Here is a 21,955-nt window from a genome sequence, read left to right as displayed (position 1 = left end):
GGCCTAGCCCAAATTGATGGTTACCGTCTTGGTTTCGGTGTAGGCTCGCAAGCCGTCTTCGCCCAACTCGCGACCTTGTCCGGACATCTTGAAACCGCCAAACGGGGCGGCAGCGTCAAACACATCGTAGCAGTTAACCCACACGGTCCCGGCGCGAACGCGTTTGGCAAAATCGTGTGCCTTGCTGACGTTGCTGGTCCAGATGGCAGCGGCCAAGCCAAAGAAGGTCCGATTGGCGCGAGCAATCAAATCTTCCCAATCGCGGAATTTCAGGACACTCATCACTGGTCCAAAAATCTCTTCCTGCGCGATCGACATCTGGTCGGAAACGCCTTGGAAAATTGTGGGCTCAACGTAGTAGCCACGATTGCCAAATCGCTTGCCGCCGGTCACACACTCAGCGCCCTCGCTCTTGCCTTTGGCGATGTAGGACATGATTTTGTCGAACTGCGCCTGGTCTACCTGCGGGCCTTGGCGCGTATCCTTGGCCAGCGGAGCCCCGAGTTTGCGTTGAGCAGCCAAGTTCTTCAGTTTGGCGACAAACTCATCGTGAACGCTCTCTTCGACGAATACACGGCTACCGGCACAGCAACATTGTCCTTGATTGAAGAACAAGCCAATGTCCGTACCAATGGCTGCTGCATCCAGATCGGCATCGGCGGTAATGACGTTCGGGCTCTTGCCGCCCAGCTCAAACGTCAGCCGCTTCAGCGAATCAGCCGCTTCGCGCATGATGATCTGTGCTGTTCGATGTTCTCCAGTAAACGCGATTTTGTCCACGCCAGGGTGCTTGACCAACGCTCCACCGGCAGTTGGTCCGTAGCCCGGGACCACATTGATCACGCCATCGGGGATCCCGGCTTCTTGAGCAAGCTGTGCCATGCGCAAACAGGTCAGCGGCGTCTGCTCGGCGGGCTTCATGACGATCGTGCAACCAGCCGCCAGCGCTGGTCCCCACTTCCAAGCGACCATCAGCATTGGAAAATTCCACGGTATGATTTGACCTGCGACGCCTACCGGCTCTTTGCGAGTGTAGGTGAAGTAATTCCCATTGACGGGAATGGTGTAGCCATGAATCTTGTCAGCATAGCCCGCGTAGTATCGCAAGCAGTCGATCACCAGCGGCAAGTCGGCGTTACGGGCATCAGTGATCGGCTTGCCGTTGTCCAGGCTTTCAAGCGCCGCCAACTCATCGATCTCCTCTTCGATCAAATCGGCCAGGCGGTACAGCAGCTTGCCGCGCTCGCGCGCATTCATCCGCGCCCAGGGGCCGGACTCGAAGGCTCGCCGAGCCGCGTCGACCGCCAGGTCGACATCTTCCTGGTCCCCCTCCGCAACTTCGGCAATCACTTCCTCGGTAGCTGGATTGATTGTGGCAAAGGTCTTGCCACTGGCCGATGACAACCACTTGCCATCAATAAAACACTCCGTGTGTCGCACACGCGGGGTTGGGACGGTTTCAATCGCAGTAGCCATTTGGGATTCTCCTTGACAGACAACTGAAGAGGTACGGGGATGACGCGGATGCCGACTCACGTCGCGAGATCTGTGACACGGCTGATTGTAAACTCGTTTTGACCCCAAAAGCAACTAGGCGGCCCTGATTTACACCAGCTGGAAACCTACCCATTTTTAGGTCGAACTTAGCGGGCTCCAGCATTGTCCTTTGGCTGGAAGTGCCGGCCGCCAACAGTATCGTTCTTGTACTTCATCCAAATAGTCCTCGCTTTGAGGCACCAATTTCAGTAGCATAGGAGACGTTCGACTGATGTTTGTATGTGGCAACGCTCCGGCTGCGATACCTTTAGCTTATAGCCGAGAACATGGGCTGGTGCTTGCCAGCCCAATGCCAGTTTACCGGGTCACCCGGGTATACGGTGGAACGGTTTACTGACATGAAGTTTTCAGACGCTATTAGAATGCTGACACTGGCCGCAATTTGGGGAGCCTCGTTTCCTCTGATGCGTCAAAGCGTTGGTGAGTTTGGCACGACGCCGATTGCAGCCATTCGCGTGGTCGGTGGCTGCTGCTTTCTGTGTCCAGTGTTGATGTTGATTCGCGCCGGGGATCTCAGACAGATCTGCCAGTCGTGGCGGCCGATTGCCGGCGTTGGATTGTTTAATTCTGCCTTGCCGTTTTTGTTTTACAGTTACGCTTCATCGACAATTTCTGCCGGCCTAGCATCGGTGTTCAATGCAACCACGCCGTTGTGGGGAGCGATGATTGCGCGGCTGTGGTTGGGTGATCGCTTGCGCCGGTCGCAACTGGCTGGACTGATACTGGGGTTCGCCGGCGTTGTCTATCTGGCCTGGGACAGCGCCAGCCTCAAGGAAGGTAGCCACCTGTATCAGATCATGTGGGCCATCAGCGCCTGTTTGGGCGCCACATTTTGTTACGGCCTGGCCGGAAATTTGACCAAAGTGTACCTGGTAGGCGTTGCGCCGCTGGCCACCGCCACCGGCAGTCTATTCTTGGCTAGCCTGCTGCTCGTGCCCCCCGCGCTTGTGACTTGGCCCGCCGTCCAGCCCAGCATGGCGAGCTGGCAGAGCGTGCTGATGTTGGCGGTGGGCTGCACAGGCATCGCCTATGTGATTTTCTATCGACTGCTGGCCAGCAGCGGGCCAACCAACGCTATGGCCGTTGCCTATCTGATTCCACTGTTCGCCAATCTTTGGGGATGGCTGTTTCTGGGCGAGTCGCCCAAGCAGGCCATCGTGATTGGCTGCAGTCTGATCCTGTTAGGAACCAGCCTGACAACAGGCATCCTCAAGTTTGGCAAGCCACTTAATTTTGCCCGCGCGTCGACAGCCAGTCACCGACCATTGGATCAATCTTCATCGGCCAACAACAAATTCGGTAATGATTGACAGGTCACGCCGCACCTGGCGCGTTTGACTGAGACACTCGCGCTGTCAACACAACTTCTGCGGTCGCTAAGATTGGGCTTTCATGTGTTTTCTGAAGACTAGTGTGCACAGCTAATTGCCGTTGTAGCCATGCTCACGGGTGGCAAGTACCAATTTCCACCAGGTCTCTCGCGAGCGAATAATCCGGTCATCGGTAGTAGACTTAAAGATGTCCAGTATCGCATATCGAAAATTCTTTTTGATGTGCTCAAGGCCTAACTGACTTAGCTCGACGTTACCGCCGTGGCGGCTGAAATCGACTGGGCAACATCGCCAGCGGCATTGTGGGTTGAATGGTCCGGCAATGCCGTTGGGTACCAAGTCGCCCGGCAGGTGGGTAAACTACAGGTTTTGTACGCATGAAACCTCTGAACACCGGACCAATGGCCAACAACCATACCGAAATTGAAAAACGCCTCTGGGCGTCCGCCGACGAGCTACGGGCGAACAGCAAGCTCAAGTCGTCGGAATACTCCGTGCCCGTGCTGGGGTTGATCTTCCTCCGCTACGCCGACCACCGCTTCACGCAGGCCGAAAGGGAACTGGCGGCCCAATTTGCCAAGAAAAACGGCGGGACCGGGCGGCGGGGCATTGGCAAGGAAGATTATCAGGCCAAGGGCGTCATGTTCCTGCCGCCGAAGGCCCGCTTCTCCCATCTGCTTGCCCTGCCGGAAGGGGAGAACATCGGCAAGGCCATCAACGAAGCGATGAAGGCCGTGGAGGCGGAGAACGAAGAACTCAAGGGTGTGCTGCCCAAGAGCTACACCAAGATTGAAAATTCCACGCTGGTCGCCCTGCTCAAGACGTTCTCCCAACTGGCGGTCGATGCCGAGGGGGACACCTTCGGCAAAATATACGAGTATTTTCTGGGCAACTTCGCCCGTGCCGAAGGGCAAAAGGGCGGGGAGTTTTTTACTCCCACTTCGCTGGTCAAGTTGATTGTGCAAATCATCGAACCGTACCACGGGCGCATCTTCGATCCCGCCTGCGGTTCGGGCGGTATGTTCGTCCAGTCCGCCGATTTCATCAAAGCCCACAAGCACAACCCCAGCGTCGAAATCTCCGTGTATGGGCAAGAGCGGGTCGATGAAACCCGGCAACTCTGCCTGATGAACCTTGCCGTTCACGCCCTCTCTGGCGACATTCGGCAGGGGAACACCTACTACGAAGATTTGCACGAATCGGTCGGCAAGTTCGACTTCGTGATGGCCAATCCGCCGTTCAACGTGGATAAGGTTGATAAAGAAAAAATCAAAGACGATCCCCGCTTTCCGCTGGGAATGCCCAAGGCCGACAACGCCAACTACCTGTGGATCGAATTGTTTTATTCCGCCTTGAATGCGAAGGGCCGGGCGGGCTTCGTGATGGCCAACAGCGCCGCCGATGCCCGGCAATCGGAAATGGAGATTCGCAAAAAGCTGCTGCAAGCCCACGCCGTCGATGTGATGATCGCCATCGGCCCCAACTTTTTTTATACCGTCACGCTCCCCTGCACCCTCTGGTTTTTGGACAAGGGCAAAGCCAAGACCGACCGCAAGGACAAAGTTTTATTTATTGACGCCCGGCATATCTTCCGGCAGGTGGATCGTGCCCACCGCACGTTCAGCCCCAAGCAGATTGAGTTCATCGCCAATATCGTCCGCCTGTACCGGGGCGAATCGCCCGAATTCATCGCTGGCGATGATGAAGATTTCCCCGGCGAAGAACCCGATCTGAAAGCGACGTTTCCCAAGCTCAAGTACGCCGATATTGCCGGGCTGTGCAAGGTCGCCACGCTCAAGGAAATCGAATCCCAAGGTTATAGTCTCAACCCCGGTCGCTACGTCGGCGTGGCGGACAAGGGGGACGATGATTTTGATTTTGCCGAGCGGCTGGAAGAACTCAACGAAGAATTGGAAGTTCTCAACAGCGAAGCCCGTGAGCTTGAGGAACGCATTGCGGACAATGTTGCCAAGCTGTTGGAGGCGGCAACATGACCCAGCATTTTACGACACATCGTTTGGGTGAGCTTGGCACTTTTCGTAACGGCGTGAACTTCACGAAGGACCAAAAAGGTGGCGATGGCGATGATTCGTTCGCCATTATCAACGTGAAGGATATTTTCACGAGTGGACGACACATCAACTTTGCGGCTTTAGACCGAGTATCACTGCCAGATATTCGCAATCGAGAACGATACACCGTAAAGAGGGGCGATCTTTACTTTGTCCGTTCGTCTGTAAAGCGTGATGGAATCGGCCTCGTTAGCCTATCGACAAGGGACGATGACCTCGCACTGCATTGCGGCTTCGTAATTCGATTTAGGGTTGAATCCATCGAAGTGGATCGCCTGTTTCTCGTTTACCAACTTCGTTCGGGTCAATATCGTGAAATGCTGAAAAACCTATCCGGTGGTTCGGCAATTACGAACATATCACAAGACAGCCTTGCATTGCTGGAAGTGTCGCTACCTCCGCTACCCACCCAACGCAAAATTGCCGGGGTGCTGTCGGCGTATGACGACCTGATTGAGAACAACACCCGGCGGATCGCCATTTTGGAAGAAATGGCCCAAGCGATTTACCGCGAATGGTTCGTCAACTTCCGCTTCCCCGGCCACGAAAAAGTAAAACTAATCAACTCCCCGCTGGGCAAGATTCCAGAGGGGTGGGAAGTCGTCAAAGTGGAGGATGCCATTTTTGTGAATCCGAAAGTGACGGTGCCAAAGGACGGTGAGAAATCGTTCGTTTCAATGGGAGCCGTACCTCACAATACCATGCTGATCGACGTTGCCGCCGTGGAAATGCGAACGGGTAACAGTGGCTCAAAATTCCAGAATGGCGATACCCTCTTCGCCCGTATTACACCCTGCCTTGAGAACGGCAAGACCGCCTTTGTCCAGTTTTTAGAATCATCACCCGCCGTTGCCTTTGGCTCGACCGAGTTCATCGTATTGCGGTCGAAGACAGTATGTCCAGAATTCGTTTACTTGCTCGCCCGGTCTGATCCCTTCCGTGACAATGCTATTAAGAGCATGAGCGGGGCCACGGGGCGGCAACGGGTACAGGAGAAGTGCTTCGACACGTTTTTCTTTGCACACCCGGACAGCAAAACGCTTGCTGAGTTTGCGGCAACGATGCAGTCGCTGTTTCGACAGGTGTTCACGCTTGCCAATAAGAATCGCAACTTGCGAACAACCCGTGACCTGCTGTTGCCCAAGCTGATTAGCGGGCAACTGGACGTGGAAGAACTCGACATAGAAACCGGGGAACCGCTGGTGGAGGCCGAAGCATGAATTTGTTGTTGCAACGCTTTGAGATGATCGACGACACGATGGCTGACATACTGCGCAACAAGACCGCAACGGAGCGATTACGGATTGCCGGTCGGCTGTGGACTTCTGCTCGGGTGATTGTTCGCGGCGCGATTCGCACCGCGCATCCGGATTGGAACGAAGAACAGGTCAACCGGGAAATCGCTCGCCGGATGAGTCATGGAGTGGTGGAGTCATGAATCCAGCCGAGTTGCAACCATTTGAACTGATGCAACGCATGGCCTCCTTCTTTGAATCCCACGGCATCGCCTATCGGGTGGTGGGTTCGATGGCCAGCATGGCCTACGGTGAGCCGCGATTAACGATTGACATCGACATGGTGGCCGACTTGAACGCGCAGCATGTGCCGCTGCTGTGTGCCACGTTCGCGGCCCCGGAGTATTACCTGTCGGAATCTGCGGTTCATGACGCCATCACCCGACACTCACAATTCAACATCATTCATCCTGCCTCGGGCTTGAAGGTTGATGTTTTCATTCCCAAGGAGAGCGAGTTTGCGCGCAATGAAGCACTTCGCGTCCAGCGTGTTCGTAGCGCAGGGGAATATGATGCTTGGTTCGGCTCGCCGGAGGACATACTGCTGAACAAGCTGGTCTACTTTCAATTGGGCGGTGGCGTGAGCGAGAAACATTTGCGCGACATCGCCGGCATGATGAAGCTGCTGAGGGATAATCTGGACCGGTCATACATCACGCAATGGGCGGCGAAGCTGGGTGTCGCTGAAGAGTGGGCACTGGTTCAAAAACGAGTGGATGAGGCGAAACCATGAGCACGGACTATTCCGAGAACGCCTTGGTGGAACAACCGGCGATTGCCCTCTTTGACGAGTTGGGCTGGCCGTCCGCCAATTGCTTCTACGAAAAAGTCGGCCCGGCCAATTCAGCAGGCGGGAATTCCACCTTGGGCCGGGAAACCACGGGCGACGTTATCCTCTGGCCCCGGCTGAGGGCGGCAATCAAGAAGCTCAACCCCGGTATTGCCAACGATGCCGTGCAACTTGCGATGGACGAACTGGCGAAGGATCGCAGTGCCATGAGCCTCGCCCATGCCAACCGGGAAGTTTACAAATTACTCAAGGATGGCGTGAGAGTAAGTTTTCAAAATGACGACGGCGAAGAAGCCGATGAGACGGTGCGGGTGATCGACTGGAACGACCCCGACAACAACGATTACTTCCTTGCTTCGCAATTCTGGGTATCCGGCAACATCTACAAACGCCGGGCCGATCTGGTCGGCTTCGTCAACGGCCTGCCGCTCTTGTTCATCGAATTGAAAAAATCCCACGGCAAGCTGGAACACGCCTACAAACACAACCTCAAGGATTACAAGGCGACGATCCCGCAACTGTTCTGGTTCAACTCGCTCATTATTTTGTCGAACGGCAGCCAAGCCAAGGTCGGCAGCGTCACGGCGGGCTGGGAGCATTTTTCCGATTGGAAGCGGATCAACAGCGAAGGCGAGCAAGGCATCATATCGCTGGAAACGGTGATCCGGGGGACGTGCGAGCAATCCCGTTTTTTGGACCTGACCGAAAACTTTACCGTGTTCGATGAGTCCAAGGGCGGGCTGGTGAAGGTGACGGCGAAGAATCACCAATATCTGGGAGTCAACAACTCCGTCGATGCCCTGCAAAAGATAAAACAAAATCAGGGGCGGCTGGGTGTGTTCTGGCACACTCAAGGGAGCGGCAAATCGTTTTCGATGGTCTTCTTTTCGCAAAAGGTGTTGCGAAAGATTCCCGGCAACTGGACCTTCCTTGTCGTCACCGACCGGGACGACCTCGATAACCAGATTTACAAAAACTTCCGCAATACCGCCGCCGCTACGGAAGAGTGCCAAGCCGACAGCGGGGCGCATCTCAAGCAACTGTTGTCCGAAGACCACCGCTTCATCTTCACGCTCATTCAGAAATTCGGAACGAAGCGGGGCGAGAAGTACCCGAAGCTCTCCGACCGCAGCGACATTATCGTGATGACCGATGAGGCCCATCGTTCACAATATGACACGCTGGCCCTCAACATGCGGAATGCCTTGCCCAAGGCGGCATTCATCGGTTTCACGGGTACGCCGTTGATGGCGGGGGAAGAAAAGACCAAGGAAGTCTTCGGGGATTACGTTTCGATTTACAACTTCCGCCAGTCCATCGAAGACGGGGCCACGGTCCCCCTCTTTTACGAAAACCGTATCCCCGAACTGCAACTGGCCAACGAGAACTTCAAGGAAGATTTGGAAGCCCTGATCGAACAGGCCGAGTTGGATGATGAGCAGGAAAAAAAGCTAGAGCGGGAGTTCGCCCGTGAGTACCACCTGATTACCCGTGACGACCGCCTTGAGAAAGTGGCGGAAGATTTGGTTGCTCACTTCATGGGCCGGTCTGTGTCTGATTCTGGGGGGGCAGGCAAGGGGATGGTCATTTGCATCGACAAATTGACGGCCGTGAAGATGTACGAAAAGGTAAGGAAGCATTGGGGGGCTTATCTGGCTGACCTGAAAGCTGATCTAGCTGCTATGAAATCGAGGTTGCTTGGTGGCGCGGTGACCAATGCGGAACTCGACTTGCCTGCTCTGGCTGCCGAAGGCATCGATACAACAGGTTTAGCAGAGTATCAGCAGCTCAGGAAGAGGATCAGTTACATGGAAACCACCGATATGGCGGTGGTGGTGTCCGGGCAGCAGAACGAAGTCGATTATTTCAAGGAAAAGGGCTTCGATATTACCCGGCACCGGGAACGGATGGTCAAAGAAGACCTAGAAACCAAGTTCAAAAACGCCGACGATCCTTTCCGGCTGGTGTTCGTGTGTGCCATGTGGTTGACCGGGTTCGATGCCCCCAGTGTTTCCACGATCTACCTTGATAAACCGATGAAGAACCACACGCTCATGCAGACCATTGCACGGGCGAACCGGGTCTTCGGGGAAAAGAACAACGGGCTGATTGTCGATTACGTCGGCGTGTTCCGTGACTTGCAAAAAGCGTTGGCCATCTACGGTTCATCGTCGGGCGGCGGGGTGAAAGAGGGTGAATGCCCGATCCAGAAGAAAGAGGAACTGGTCGCCGCCCTGATCGAAGCGATTGCCGAGGCGACGGCGTTTTGCACGGAGCGGGGCGTCAACCTTACTCCCATTTTGCAGGCGGCGGGTTTTCAGCGGGTCGCCTTCCTTGACGATGCCGCTACCCACTTGGTCGATAAGCAGGTTGTCGCCGCCGTCGATGATTCGGTGGAAAAGATCATCCTGAACGACGAATTGAAAAAGAAATATATTTCGCTCTCTGGTCAGGTCGTTCGGCTGTACAAGGCCATACTGCCCGATCCCAAGGCCAACGAATTCGCACCCGTCAAAACCTGCCTTGCGGTGCTGGCGGAAAAAATCCGGTCGTTCACAGAGGAAGCCAGCATTGACGACCTGATGGAAAAGGTTGGCGGGCTGCTGGATGAGTCCATCGCCACGGTCGGCTATGTTATCCACGCCACGGAGGAATCATCGCTCATCGACCTGAGCCAGATTGATTTCGAGGCGCTCAAGGCCCACTTCGCCAAGGGTCGCAAGCACACCGAGGCCGAAAAGCTCAAGAGTGCCGTGAGCAAGAAACTGACGGCGATGGTGCAACTGAACAAGACCCGAACTGACCTCTTGGAAAAATTCAAAAAGTTGATCGAAGAGTACAACAAGGGGTTGGACGTTGACACCTTCTTCGCCAAGCTGCTGTCATTCACACAGGAATTGAGCGAAGAGGAAAAGCGGGGCGTATCGGAGCAACTGACCGAGGAGGAATTGGCCGTTTTCGATATTCTGATGAAGCCGGAAATCGAAATGACAGCGGCGGACAAGAAGCAAGTAAAGTCGGTCGCCCGGAAGCTGCTGCAAACTCTCAAGGAAGCCAAGCTGGTACTGGACTGGCGGAAAAAACTGCGGACCCGCGCCGATGTGTTTTCCACGGTCAAAACGGTGCTGGACGACCTGCCCCGGATTTTTACCCCGGAACTTTACCAGCAAAAATGCGATACCGTTTACCAGCACGTTTACGACAGCTACCCCGGTGAAGGGCAGAGCATCTACGAATCGGCGTGAGCCTAAGGATGCCGACGCAGCCCGCACTGACGTAGACGCGATGATCCTGGGGACGAAGCCGGTACAATAAAGCGGGCGGGCGAGTGCACCAAACCCAATTGATTTCGGCCAAATCCCTCGGGGGTCAAGGGGCCGATATGGGCGGAATGGGAAGCGGCGATTGGCTTCGATGGCAAGAGCGAAAATCAACCGTGGCAGAATCGCTGGGGGTGGCGATGCGGGACTTTCGCGGCCCGATGTTCCAAGGGGCGAACGGATGAGCTGCATAGGACAAATAGCCGTAGCGGCAACCAGTCTTCGGTCGGCTACTTAGTGACCTGGGACGACGTGCCGACAATCACGCTGCATTACCGCTGGCCAGGCAGCCAAGACGAGCGAATCCCCGTGCGGCTGCAAACCACTCCGACGCAATTCGGCGGCCAGCGATGGTGGTTTACCTGCCCGCTGATCGTTGACGGTGTGGCCTGTAAACGGCGAGCCGGCAAACTGCAACTTCCGCCTGAGGCCGAACCGGCGGCAACGCTGGGGGCATTTCTTCAATCTTGGCGAGCGGCCCACACGGGCGACTACAAGCCGGCCAGTCTGATTGCCTGGGGGTTGGTTATCGACGCCCTGACCGAATTCTTAGGGGCCGATTGTCCAATCGCGGAAGTGACGCCGGCAAAGGGCGAAGCCTTTGCGGCAATCCATGCTGGCGGCCGACCTTCGGGCAATCACGATTCACAAGCGGCTGCGCCATGCCCGCATGTTCTTTGCCCACGCAAAGCGGCAAGGCTTGACAGAAGCGAATCCGTTTGAGTTTGTCCGGCATCGACAGGGCGACGCATCGGAGCGGCGGGCATACGTCCCTGCGGCCGACGTGGAACGGGTAATCGAACACGCCCCAACAGCACTTGGAAGCTGCTTATTGCCCTGTCCCCATTCGCCGGTCTGCGTGTGCCGAGCGAAGCGCTAAGCCTACGATGGCAAGATGTGGATTGGGAACGCGGTCGGTTGACCGTGCCCAGCCCCAAGACGCAACACTTGGCGGGCCGAGTCTACCGCGTGATTCCGTTGTTTCCCTCCGTGCGGCCGTTTCTGGAAATGGCTTGGGGAACAAGCCCCTGAAGGGGCCGAGTACATAATTCCCGAAGAATATCGGCGACGCGCCCAAGGCCCCGGTGGCTGGGTGAATGCAAACCTGCGAACCACGCTGGAAAGAATCGTTCGCAGCGCCGGATTGGAAGCCTGGCCCCGGTTGTGGCATTCGATGCGGGCGAGTTGCGAAACCGAGCTGGCCCGGCAATTCCCGCTGGCCGTGGTCGCAAAGTGGCTGGGCAATACCCAAGCCGTTGCGATGCGGCATTACGTGGACGTGACTAACGCCGACTTGGAGCGGGCAACAACACCTGCCGAAACGAGCCAAGACAAGGCGGCGCAAAATGCGGCGCAGCACGCGCACGCTTCGACTGGCAACCAGTCGCAAGCGGCCCAGCCTGCGCATGAAAAACCCCGGGCATTGCCGGGGTCTGTCGCACCATGCGAGATGGTGCAAACTCGTTTAGTGGAAGCGGCTACAAGAGCTCGCAACGGTGCTCTATTTTTTGGGAAGCCGCTTGTTGCGTTCGGATGGCGGCAGCCTGAGTTATGTAGCCCTCCAATGGCAAAGGCTTTACGACGTTAATTGAACATAATGCTTTCGAAATCGTGTGTGTACCTAACATTTACATCGCTAACTTTCATATTTTCAGATCGCGATGGATTCCGACGTGGCAACAGCCGTAGCGGACAGCGAAAGTGTCGAGGCTCGCGTGAACAAGAAAACATAGGGAGCAATAAGCGCACTTTCATGCATCAGCGGTAGGGTACTACTGAGGCGGGTTAAAAGGTTCCAGTATCAGATGCAAACTTGACAAAATCCGCAGTCGTTCTGAGGCCAAGTTTCTCGCTTAGTCTCGCGCGATAGGTTGCGATGGTCTTTGGGCTGAGGTCCAACTTCTCTGCAATTTCCGAGTTTGCGAAGCCCTGACCCAAAAGCCTTAGAACCTCGCTCTCCCGCGCGCTTAATCGAGTAGCGTAACCACGCCGCGTTCCGGGCTGCAACAATGACCGGAAAACACTTGCATTGAGTTCTTCGTCATCCAAGTCGACGACCATGCGTCCACGACTTGTGTCGCGAATCGCTTGCAGGAGATCTTGTTCACGAATTGTCTTCACGACATAGCTCGTGGCTCCTGCAGCGAGGGCTGCGCGCACGTAGGCTGCATCATCGTGCATGGTCAACATCAATACATAGGTTCTGACTCCCCGTTCCATGATTTCACCGATGATCGGAAGACTGGCTCCGCCAGGCAAGGTTACATCCAGGATCATGACATCGGGTTGATGGGCCACCGCTTGCGTCACCGCATCACTACAATTGTTCGCTTCAGCCACTACTTCCATATCAGCCTGGGAATTGATTATGAGGCGAAGGCCAGCCCGTAAGACCGTGTGGTCGTCCACCAACATGACGCGGAGTTTGCTCATTGTCCGGCCTCTACGGAGAACGATACGGACACACGTGTTCCTTGCTTGCCTGTGACGATGGTCAATTTCCCTCCCAGCTGATTAGCTCTTTCTTGCATGCCGACGATCCCCATACCTGTGAATGTGCTCGATGAACTCGCGCTTCGCGAAATGCCTCTACCATTGTCGATGATCTCCAGCGTGACTCGACCTATCGTCAGGCTCAGTTCGATCCAAAGGTCACTAGCTCCTGAGTGTTTTACTGCGTTGTTCACGGCCTCTTGGAAAATGCGAAACAAGGCTGTTTCCACATTCCCATCCAAGCGACGCCCCTCCATTTGTTTTGCATCAAAGTGGACCACTATTGGATGATGTCGTTGAACGGTCGTCGTGACTCGCTCCATAGCTGCCGCTAGTCCCAAATCATCCAGGAGACTCGGACGAATAAGCTGCGTCAGGTCTTTTATTTCCTTTAAAGTCTGCTGCGCGATCTGCGACAGATCGCTGAGACGCTGCCGCTGTTCATCAGAAATCGGTGGCGGCCATGAACGCAAGCTGGTCACCAGCAGCGTTAGCGATTGTCCTGTACTATCGTGCAATTCTCGGGCGATGAGTCGCCGATCTTCTTCCTGCGAAGTCAGGACGGCAGCGATAAACCGCTCGCGTACTTGGTTTAGGTTTTTGAGCGGGCCAACAATTGCCCACCACATAACAGGTGAAACGATCAACGAAAGTAGCACTGAATCCACCAGCGCGTCCAACCAATCAGGAGTGCCCTCCGGTAGAACACGCGGAATGATCAGCATGACAATGTACTCTGTTGTCAAGACGATTCCGACAACCACCAATCCGATTGTCCATGGCGGCCAGCGCATGATTCCTGCTGGTGAGAATGAAAGCATGAGAATCTCTACTTGTCGTCTGTAGGCGCAGCGCTGACTGCGGGCCGAAAGATTACCGTTCTCGCCGATAGTTTAGCACGTTCAAGGGCAATATGATCATTCGTAGTCTTCCAAGAAACCAAATTTGCCACCATAGGATCTGCTTTATCCTGTGACCTCGCATGAACCAAGTATCAAATTTTTACACACCCCATCGAAATGGCAAATGTCTAAACCCGTCAATCGACGAAGGTAGAGGTACAAAGTGAAGTTGTTCAACCATTCGAAGGCTAAAGTCTCCAATGGCAAGCGTCGTAATCTCAAGCGAGGGCTTCGCATAGAGGCATTGGAGATTCGCCAATTGCTTGCTGCGGATATCACCGGTACTATTTACGACGATGTGGATGCCAATGGCATAAAAAGTGCGCCGGACAACACGCTGGGTGGTTGGACGGCGTTCGTCGATATCGATCAAAACGGCGTGCTGAACAATCTGCCTGACGGGTCATCCGAGCCATTTGCGGTTGCCAATGCCGGTGGTGACTACAAGATCAATATGGTTGGACGTCCTTCCGGCATCTATCGAGTGGCGGAAGTAGTACAGCCAGGTTGGATCCCTACCGCCCCGACCTCCCGCGATGTAATGTTCACGGCTGGTCAAAGTGTCGACAAGATCGACTTCTTCAACTTTGCCGGCGGCACCATTGAGGGAACCATTTGGAACGACTTGAATCAAGATGGAATTCGTGACATCACGGACCCAGGGCTCGTAGGCTGGACGATTTTTCTCGACATCAATACAAACGGGTCGCTCGATGCGACCGAACCGTTTACCGTGACAGACTCGGAGGGTTTCTATCGGTTTACCGATGTCCCCCCAGCCGACTACGAAGTGACTGAAATACTGCCTGTCGGTTGGGATACCGACTTCGATATCAAGCAGACCGCAGAGGTGCAAGCCCTGCAAACCGTTACACTGGATTTCGTGAACTTTTCTGCGATCAATGGTGCTATTACTGGGACTGTCTGGAATGACCAGAATAGAGACGGTGACCGAGCATTCGATCTTGAAACGGGTTTACCAATTGAACCAGGGCTGGAAGGTTGGACAGTATTCATTGACGACAACAATAATGGGTTTCTCGATGTAACGGAAATGTCTACGGCCACCGACACCTTGGGGAATTATATTTTCCCGAGCGTTATCAGTGGCAGCCATCGAGTTCGCGAAATTTTGCCATCGTCAGAGTGGTCATTGGCTCCTGGATACTCAGTTCAGCAAATCGTGAATGTAAATGCCAACGAAACGACAAGTGATGTTGATTTTGCAAATTTCACAGTACTCAATGGGGCTATCAGGGGTACCGTTTGGAATGACGTGAATCGCGATGGAGTGCGCAATATTGTCCTCGGGGCCTATGTTGAACCTGGACTGCAAGGCTGGACAATCTTTCTGGATATGAATCACAGCGGAGCGCTCGACGCTGGTGAGCCGACGGCGCTAACGACCGCAGATGGCACCTATCTGTTTTCCGATTTGCAAATCGGTGAATACAATCTCATCGAGGTCGTTCCCTCGGGATGGGAAACAGCACCCGGCTATGGTGACAATCACACGGTTCAAGTCTATTCAGGTGCCACGTCGATCGCTCCTGATTTCGCCAATTTTAATCTGTCCACATTGGTTCTTGGGACGGTAAGTGGATTGGTTTGGGATGATATGAATGGCAATGGCCTTCGCGATGTATCGCCGATCACTGAACCGGGATCCGCAGATTGGACCGTGTATGTTGACGTCAACGGTGACCGCGTAGCTAATCCTACGGAACCAACGGCAGTTACTGCAGCAAATGGAACCTTTACCATCAGCGGCGTAACGCCTGGCTCAATAACGATTGTCATTCAGCCAAGAAGTGGCTGGCATGCAACGTCGCCAATCAGCGGTACGCGATCGCTAACACTAAAGAATGGCGAAAACGTCTCCAACATCAACTTCGGCGAACAGCAAGTTCGCGATTCAGCAATCTCCGGGACCGTGTTTGCTGATTCGAACAAGAACGGCATTCGGGACACCATTGAAAAGGGGCTGGCAGGTATTGTCGTCTATCTGGACACCAACGGTAACGAAGCGCTCGATCTTGACGAACCATCGACAGTATCGTCTGCAGACCAGTTTTTTACTCCTTCAGTCAATGAGGCCGGTACGTATAGCTTCACTCACCTCGCTGCAGGCAACTACAATGTTCGCCAGGTATTGCCACCGCGATTGAGTGCCACACCATCCAGTGAGTTAGTCCATGCAGTATCCGTATTGGGGGGACAGAGTCTTACGGGCGTCGACTTCGCTGACGTTTACCGCCCTAATGAGATTCACGGCATAAAATTCAATGACGCTAATGCGAACGGCGTGAGGGATGCGGGCGAGACCGGGATCGCCGGTACGACGGTATTCATCGACTTGAATCGCAACAATAGTTGGGACCCGGGCGAGCCAATAACCCTGACGGCAATTGATGGTTCGTATGCATTCCTAGATTTGTCACCGGGGGCGTATGTTGTTCGAACAGTGCTCGAAAACGGTCACACTGGGACCTCTCCAACGACCATCGGCGGTGACTTATGGCCAGATGGTGTCAGTAATCTAGCCGTTGGTAATGTGACACCGCTAAGTATCACGCGGTCGCTTGAGAACGGCGAACACTTCTCTCAAAATGTGACGATTACCTTACCTGGCTCCGGCGGTCTAACCAACCTGGTCGACGTCTTCCTGCTGTTTGATGATACAGGCAGCTTTACCTACAACAGTCCTATCGTCCGCAGCGCCTTCCCGTTAATTATGGCTCAGTTACAAAGTCTACTGCCGGGAATTGATCTTGGTTTCGGCGTGGGTCGTTTTGAGGAATATGCGAATTTCGCTGCCGAGTATTCGACGGGTCGTCCGTTCATCTTGAATCAGCCGATTGTCCGCTCTAGTACACCGGGCTACGAGGCCGCCATTCAATCAGCCCTCGATCGTACGGCTCCGGGATACGGTGGAGACGAGCCGGAAACTGATATTGAAGCCCTATATCAACTCGTAACCGGGCTGGGGTTCGACGGCAATAATAATGGTTCTGTACTGGATAGCGGAGCTGCAGGACTGAGTTCAACTCAATTGAGTCCCGGCAACAGCGGAGACGTTCCGCCCTTTGCATCTTTTACGGTAGATACGGCCAGCGGTGCCTTGCCTGCGGCTGGAACCATTGGTGGCGGAGGATTTCGTGCCGGTGCGTTGCCTGTCATCCTGTTAGCCACTGACACGGGTTTTGCCTACCAACCCAAGGGAGAAACCTCGATCACGGGACTGGGCGGGCTTACGCTACCCATCAGTGATCTGACAGAAACCTCACGTGCAACGACTCCCTTCGGCTCAGGTGCCGGGTTTCAGGAGACGATCACAGGCTTGAATGCACTCGGCGCCTTAGTGATCGGACTCGGAACCAATCCTCAAGCAAACTTGGATCCCCGACAGGCGCTGGAGGCCCTCGCGAAACTGACCGGAGCCATTAATCAGTCGACAACCACCATTGCCAATGGGACCGTTGATCCTATCGCACCAGGGGATCCATTCTATTTCCAGATCGCATCTGGATTTGCCGGCAGCGTATCGGCTGGAGTGGTGAATGCTATTCAGAACGCGGTTACTAACGTTGCCGTCAACATCACTGTTCGTGCTTCGGACCCGCGGGTAAATATTATCAATCATACTGGCACACTTAACGGCCTGACCGCCGGTCAAACTGCAGCATTTTATATTGAGTATATCGGCGATGGGGTGCCTCATCGTTTTGACCTGCAATTTGTACGTGAGGGTACGGACGTTGTGCTTGGCTCGATCCCGGTTGTACTTGGGACCCCGATTCCAGGCGATGGATATCACTTTGACGATCTATATGACGGTGAGATCGAGCTGGAAGATGACTTCGGGGATTCCGAGAATTTTGCCGAGGTCAGCGGTGCCTTTGTGTACTACCATGGCACTTCGTTTGATACGGGTTCCCTGTCGAATGCTTTGGATACTAGCAAGCAACTTGCCAAAGAAGGTATTGCTCCGCAGACACTCAGTTACGACAACCTAATCAACTCCAATCGCGGAATCAACGGTTTGGTGTTCGATATCGAAAACCTTCCCGGAAGCCTGAGCGTCAACGACTTTAAGTTTCAAATGAGCCCTCAAGGTGCATTTATTGAAGGTGACAATCTGCCTGTTGATTGGGCTTCGGCACCTGCTCCATCATCCGTTACTGTCGTGCCTGGTTCGCCGAATCGAGTGGTTATCGAGTGGCCGGACGTTGCGATCGTCAATCGCTGGCTGCGAATCACCATTAAAGCCAACGATGACACGGGGCTGGCAGCTCCTGAAGTCTACTACATCGGGCATCTCCTTGGCGAAACAACAGGGCAGTTGGGCGGAATCTACACCGTCTCGTTTGCTGATATTAGAGCCATTCGCCATGAGGTCAGTCAAATCGTGAATGCCACGAGTATTGTTGATCTAGACAAGAACGGCACAGTAGCCTTTGCTGATATCAGCGCCATGCGCTCGACTGTCAGTACGCAACTAACCAATATTTCCATTCCAGCCGCCAGTCAGGGACAAGGCGGTGGGGCGGGCCAGATGATGTCAACGAGTACTGGTAATGACAAAGACAAAGGTTACTTGAGCACACTGCCTAAGCGCAGTTCAGGCAACGTTCCGGCTGTGATTTCACCGAACCTACTTTCGAAGCACGATCTCAGAGGAGATTCCGATAAAAGCACCGCCAGCAGATTCTCCACGTATGGGGAAGAACTCCCAGGTCAACTTGTACGGAGGTCCAGAGAGATGTCGCACCGCAAGCTTGAAATCCAGCCCACTTGGTTTGAAACATTCACCGGCACACAAGCCAGTCCTGCGACTCGACTCAAATCAAGCCTCGTTTCAAGGGACCTGCAATCGCTGAGTTCCAAAGAATGGTTAACTGATGTCGATCAATTCTTTGGCTCATTCGAACTACCCTGAACGGATCATTTGGGATTGGAGCGAGTTATGTCAAACGATTATCATGGCCTTGGGCAATGATGGGTAAGGCTTGTGCAATTCGAGGGTCGTGAGCCTTAAAATCCAGTCGCAGGAGACTGGCAATGGTTGCTGCAACCTGCGACTGGTGAATCTCCTGCCGCTGTCGATGCCCGTTGCAACGATGCCAGGACCAAAAGCTGCGATCCATATATGCTCCGATCCTGGAAGGTCGACACTGTGGTTCTTCCAGCCCTCGCGTCCATCACCGCAACCATGATCCGTTACCACCAGCACAGCAGTCTTGCCTCGATACTCTGGCAGCTCATTGATTAAAAAGGGGTCAGGACTCAGTGATGGGTGCAAGCGTCGGTGGTAACCGGCTGGAATGCCAAGACGACCACGAGCTGCTGAAGCTGGTGGGCTTTACCATGCTTTGAATCGCGGTAATGCCCGTCAGATCATCTTTCGAAAAGACGCGGATTACGAAGCCTTCGAGAAAATTCTTTCCGAGGGGTTGGAACGCTATGATGTTTCTCTGTTCTCGTTTCAGTTGATGCTCAGTCATTGGCGTTTGGTTCTCAGACGCAATCGGGATGGTGCGATGAGTGATTTCTTGCGGTGGGTCACGGCGACTCACACCATGCGCTATCACGCCCATTACCATACTTCCGGTCAAGGGCACGTCTATCAAGGGCGATTCAAGCGCTTTCCGATTCAGGACAATGAACACTTTTTGACGGTTTGCCGCTATGTTGAAAGGAACGCTCTGCGTGCTGGGTTGACCAAACGGGCTGAGGCTTGGCGGTGGGGCTCGCTGTTTCGCTGGCTTCAGGGGCCCGAACCTGACCAGAAACTCTTGACAGCTTGGCCTCTATCTCGTTCACCCAATTGGGTTGAGCGTGTGAATCAAGCATTGACGGACATTGAACTCCAGGCAATTCGAACTTCTGCACAGCGTGGAAGTCCTTTTGGAGATACGAGTTGGGTAGAATCAATGGCCAAACGATTGAACTTGGAATCATCACTTCGCCCGCGCGGTCGCCCCCGCGTCCGTTTTGATGCCAAAATGACAATCAGCCTTCAGCAACTCCGCAAGGGTATTCCAGTTTCTTGGGAAGAGCAACGACGATCGTTGATCCCAGCGGGTTTGGAATCGAACCACGCTGTGGGAATTCTATGAGACTTTTTCAGAGGTTCGCCGCTAACACCGACACATCCACTTGGAAGTAGTCAGCCAACTTGCGGAGCACTTGCCGACTGAACCGCTTCTTCCCCTTGAGTATTTCGGAAATCGTAGATTTCGGGAGGTTCGTATCTCGGCTCAACTGTGCCTGGGTGATTCCCTTGGCATCTAACAGATGCTGCAGCATTTCGGCGTCGGAAGCCGGCTGGATAGCGTGCTGATCGTCTTCGTAAACGCCGACAAGATCGCTGAGCGCATCGAGGTATGTTTCTTCGCCCCCGTTCAGGGTGCCCCGAGCGAGCAGGAAGTCTATCACTTTCTGCGCTTCGGACAGATGCTGGTCGCTTTTGATGGACGCTAATGGGAATTCCGACACAAGTTCCAGATAGGAGTCTTTGCTTTTTCCCTTCAGGCGATACTGCATCTTAGTGGCCATGACTAGCCCCCTCGCTTCTTAGGCTTTGCCGTCGGTGTTGTATCAGTTGTCTTTGATTTCTTAGCAGGCGGCTGGTAGCAACCGCAGTCTTCTTTCCATGTGTCTTGGTCGTATTCGACGTGCGTCATGATTTTGAGGATAAGCACCTTCTGGCTGCGGTAGAGAATCCTCGTCACGAGACGGTACTTGTTGCCACCGATATTGAAGACGACACAGTTACCAACAAGACTCGCCGATCCAAAGGTCAGTTTGACATCAGACCACGACCGCCAAGCGACGCAGCGATGGCTGACATGAGTATGCCATGCTCGCAGCGGTCCTGCAGAATCCTCATTACCCGAAGATTCCCAGAACTGTCGTAGCCTTGTCTTCGAGATGACCCGCATCCATTCCTCCCCTATATCGACCTCTCTAGTTATGTTAGTTCGTAAAATACGAACAAGTAAGCCCGATTGTTCGAAAAACACGAACTCTTGATCTTTCTTACGGACTCGACGCAGCGATTCGAAAGAAGATCGCTGTGATCCCAAACGCTGGCTTGCGCCGGTCCCGCTATCACTGCGGGACTCCTTGGCCTCCTTTTTCATCCCCTCGCCACCTGGCATTTTCACCAAAACCTAGAGGCGGTTCAGAGCGACGAAAAACCCTGTATTTTGCAGGGTTTTTGAGCACGGGACGTGCTAGGGGGCGTCCCGTGGTTTTGAGCCTTTGACCCGAACCAGAGCCTTTTGGGGTGGCGATGGGTGTTGAGCACGTCCCGTGGTTTGGTGCGTGTCAACATTCGACGACTCGCAAAAGCCCTAATTTTATTGGGTAGAAATGCAAAGACCCGCTGGGGTGAGCCAGCGGGTCGGTTTGCCTGGAGCCACCTTTCGATGGCTGGTTGAGTGGAGGCGGGGGGAATCGAACCCCCGTCCCGTGATATTTCCATGAGAACTTCTACGTGTGTAGTCGACGGTTTGTTTCTTACCTGCAACGGCGCCTATCGACGAAGCTCTGTAACAGGCCAGCCTGGAGCTTTTTTAGTCTTCTACGTGCCAGGCGCGGTAGAGGACGATCCGGAATTGCGACTGGCAGTCGGACGTCTCCGGCGGACCTCCTCAACCAGGGTAGCCTAAACTAGGCTGCCATTGCTAGATTTGCATCTGCAACTAAATTTTTAGTCAGCTTTTAACGTGGCTCACTGACCAACCACGACACGCCACCCTCACTTCTAGCTACCCGGTCGAATCCAATCGCCCCCAATAGATTGTTAACCATCACAATCACTGACTGCTCTGGTCAAACTCCCCAGCCTGGCTTGCGCTGGCTGCAAGTCTATTGTCGATGGTGAGCAGCGTTCCGGCAAGGGCTTGTCCATCCAGAATTGGTAACGGATCACGCCCGTGGTGGGCCGGCGCGGGGCCAAGAGTTTACTATGGAAAGGTGGTTGGCTCAAATCGACAGTCTTTAGATTGAATACCAATTTTCATTGGCCCGCTTGTCCACCCTATAAACCTGCGTGAACGGTTACCAGAATTGAACAGGCAACGCAAGAACGCGGCCCACGGCGAAGCGGGGGTATGTGCGGGGGGTGGGGCGGATATGCTTGAGAATACGACTAGCAGGAGATCGCGACACAGTGACCGGTTTCGGCG

Annotated in this window: 15 protein-coding genes and 1 other RNA gene; 9 read left to right on the top strand and 7 right to left on the bottom strand. The window is 54.3% G+C overall.

Features of this window, described 5'->3' with window-relative positions:
- Positions 1 to 3: 3 nt before the first annotated feature.
- Positions 4 to 1,476, bottom strand: a complete 1,473-nt coding sequence (locus tag KF752_00675) for an aldehyde dehydrogenase family protein (GenBank protein ID MBX3420045.1) — start codon at positions 1,474 to 1,476, stop codon at positions 4 to 6.
- Between the two features lie 419 nt (positions 1,477 to 1,895).
- On the opposite strand from KF752_00675, the gene KF752_00670 reads away from it, so the two are divergent.
- The 7 genes from KF752_00670 to KF752_00640 all read left to right on the top strand — a co-directional run bounded on the left by KF752_00670 (position 1,896) and on the right by KF752_00640 (position 11,088).
- Complete coding sequence (locus KF752_00670; GenBank protein MBX3420044.1) at positions 1,896 to 2,867, top strand: DMT family transporter; 972 nt, start codon at positions 1,896 to 1,898, stop codon at positions 2,865 to 2,867.
- A 422-nt stretch (positions 2,868 to 3,289) separates the two neighbouring features.
- Complete coding sequence (locus KF752_00665; GenBank protein MBX3420043.1) at positions 3,290 to 4,882, top strand: SAM-dependent DNA methyltransferase; 1,593 nt, start codon at positions 3,290 to 3,292, stop codon at positions 4,880 to 4,882.
- Entirely contained in the window at positions 4,879 to 6,180 is a 1,302-nt protein-coding gene (locus tag KF752_00660) for a restriction endonuclease subunit S (protein MBX3420042.1), read from the top strand. Before KF752_00665 ends, KF752_00660 begins: the two co-directional genes overlap by 4 nt.
- Positions 6,177 to 6,398, top strand: coding sequence for a hypothetical protein (locus KF752_00655; protein ID MBX3420041.1), 222 nt, complete (start codon positions 6,177 to 6,179; stop codon positions 6,396 to 6,398). The genes KF752_00660 and KF752_00655 overlap by 4 nt, the downstream gene beginning before the upstream one ends.
- The gene (locus tag KF752_00650; GenBank protein MBX3420040.1) at positions 6,395 to 6,988 is read left to right on the top strand and encodes a hypothetical protein; all 594 of its coding nucleotides are present in this window, start codon (positions 6,395 to 6,397) and stop codon (positions 6,986 to 6,988) included. The genes KF752_00655 and KF752_00650 overlap by 4 nt, the downstream gene beginning before the upstream one ends.
- Entirely contained in the window at positions 6,985 to 10,290 is a 3,306-nt protein-coding gene (locus KF752_00645) for a type I restriction endonuclease subunit R (GenBank protein MBX3420039.1), read from the top strand. Before KF752_00650 ends, KF752_00645 begins: the two co-directional genes overlap by 4 nt.
- A gap of 312 nt (positions 10,291 to 10,602) precedes the next feature.
- Positions 10,603 to 11,088, top strand: a complete 486-nt coding sequence (locus KF752_00640; GenBank protein ID MBX3420038.1) for a hypothetical protein — start codon at positions 10,603 to 10,605, stop codon at positions 11,086 to 11,088.
- Between the two features lie 1,062 nt (positions 11,089 to 12,150).
- On the opposite strand, the gene KF752_00635 is transcribed toward KF752_00640, so the two are convergent.
- Both KF752_00635 and KF752_00630 read right to left on the bottom strand, forming a co-directional pair.
- Entirely contained in the window at positions 12,151 to 12,798 is a 648-nt protein-coding gene (locus KF752_00635) for a response regulator transcription factor (protein ID MBX3420037.1), read from the bottom strand.
- Positions 12,795 to 13,679, bottom strand: coding sequence for a sensor histidine kinase (locus tag KF752_00630; GenBank protein ID MBX3420036.1), 885 nt, complete (start codon positions 13,677 to 13,679; stop codon positions 12,795 to 12,797). The genes KF752_00635 and KF752_00630 overlap by 4 nt, the downstream gene beginning before the upstream one ends.
- A 244-nt stretch (positions 13,680 to 13,923) precedes the next feature.
- On the opposite strand from KF752_00630, the gene KF752_00625 reads away from it, so the two are divergent.
- Positions 13,924 to 18,699, top strand: a complete 4,776-nt coding sequence (locus KF752_00625; GenBank protein ID MBX3420035.1) for a hypothetical protein — start codon at positions 13,924 to 13,926, stop codon at positions 18,697 to 18,699.
- 25 nt (positions 18,700 to 18,724) lie between these two features.
- Here KF752_00625 and KF752_00620 read toward each other — a convergent pair whose 3' ends face one another.
- Entirely contained in the window at positions 18,725 to 18,907 is a 183-nt protein-coding gene (locus KF752_00620; protein MBX3420034.1) for a hypothetical protein, read from the bottom strand.
- Positions 18,908 to 19,084: 177 nt separating this feature from the next.
- Between KF752_00620 and KF752_00615 the strand changes: the two genes are divergently transcribed.
- A complete protein-coding gene (locus tag KF752_00615) occupies positions 19,085 to 19,879 on the top strand; it encodes a transposase (GenBank protein ID MBX3420033.1) in 795 nt (264 codons plus the stop codon).
- A 7-nt stretch (positions 19,880 to 19,886) separates the two neighbouring features.
- Here the strand turns inward: KF752_00615 and KF752_00610 are convergent, their stop codons facing one another.
- From KF752_00610 to ssrA, 3 genes are all read right to left on the bottom strand, one after another.
- Positions 19,887 to 20,318: a helix-turn-helix transcriptional regulator gene (locus KF752_00610; GenBank protein MBX3420032.1), complete on the bottom strand. Its 432-nt coding sequence runs from the start codon at positions 20,316 to 20,318 to the stop codon at positions 19,887 to 19,889.
- Positions 20,319 to 20,320: 2 nt separating this feature from the next.
- Positions 20,321 to 20,905, bottom strand: a complete 585-nt coding sequence (locus tag KF752_00605; GenBank protein MBX3420031.1) for a type II toxin-antitoxin system HigB family toxin — start codon at positions 20,903 to 20,905, stop codon at positions 20,321 to 20,323.
- Positions 20,906 to 21,203: 298 nt separating this feature from the next.
- Positions 21,204 to 21,561: a transfer-messenger RNA gene (gene ssrA, locus KF752_00600) on the bottom strand.
- Positions 21,562 to 21,955: the final 394 nt, after the last annotated feature.

The sequence above is a fragment of the Pirellulaceae bacterium genome (assembly GCA_019636385.1).
Taxonomy (GTDB): domain Bacteria; phylum Planctomycetota; class Planctomycetia; order Pirellulales; family Pirellulaceae; genus Aureliella.
This window is presented reverse-complemented; position numbering and strand designations above follow the sequence as displayed.

Excerpts from the sequence above, each read along its gene's own strand:
- KF752_00660 (MBX3420042.1), top strand. The coding sequence starts at position 4,879 with ATGACCCAGCATTTTACGACACATCGTTTGGGTGAGCTTGGCACTTTT.
- KF752_00675 (MBX3420045.1), bottom strand. The coding sequence starts at position 1,476 with ATGGCTACTGCGATTGAAACCGTCCCAACCCCGCGTGTGCGACACACG.
- KF752_00620 (MBX3420034.1), bottom strand. The coding sequence starts at position 18,907 with ATGGATCGCAGCTTTTGGTCCTGGCATCGTTGCAACGGGCATCGACAG.
- KF752_00630 (MBX3420036.1), bottom strand. The coding sequence starts at position 13,679 with ATGCTTTCATTCTCACCAGCAGGAATCATGCGCTGGCCGCCATGGACA.
- KF752_00645 (MBX3420039.1), top strand. The coding sequence starts at position 6,985 with ATGAGCACGGACTATTCCGAGAACGCCTTGGTGGAACAACCGGCGATT.
- KF752_00670 (MBX3420044.1), top strand. The coding sequence starts at position 1,896 with ATGAAGTTTTCAGACGCTATTAGAATGCTGACACTGGCCGCAATTTGG.
- KF752_00605 (MBX3420031.1), bottom strand. The coding sequence starts at position 20,905 with ATGAAAAAGGAGGCCAAGGAGTCCCGCAGTGATAGCGGGACCGGCGCA.
- KF752_00665 (MBX3420043.1), top strand. The coding sequence starts at position 3,290 with ATGGCCAACAACCATACCGAAATTGAAAAACGCCTCTGGGCGTCCGCC.
- KF752_00635 (MBX3420037.1), bottom strand. The coding sequence starts at position 12,798 with ATGAGCAAACTCCGCGTCATGTTGGTGGACGACCACACGGTCTTACGG.
- KF752_00615 (MBX3420033.1), top strand. The coding sequence starts at position 19,085 with ATGCCAAGACGACCACGAGCTGCTGAAGCTGGTGGGCTTTACCATGCT.
- KF752_00650 (MBX3420040.1), top strand. The coding sequence starts at position 6,395 with ATGAATCCAGCCGAGTTGCAACCATTTGAACTGATGCAACGCATGGCC.
- KF752_00610 (MBX3420032.1), bottom strand. The coding sequence starts at position 20,318 with ATGGCCACTAAGATGCAGTATCGCCTGAAGGGAAAAAGCAAAGACTCC.
- KF752_00655 (MBX3420041.1), top strand. The coding sequence starts at position 6,177 with ATGAATTTGTTGTTGCAACGCTTTGAGATGATCGACGACACGATGGCT.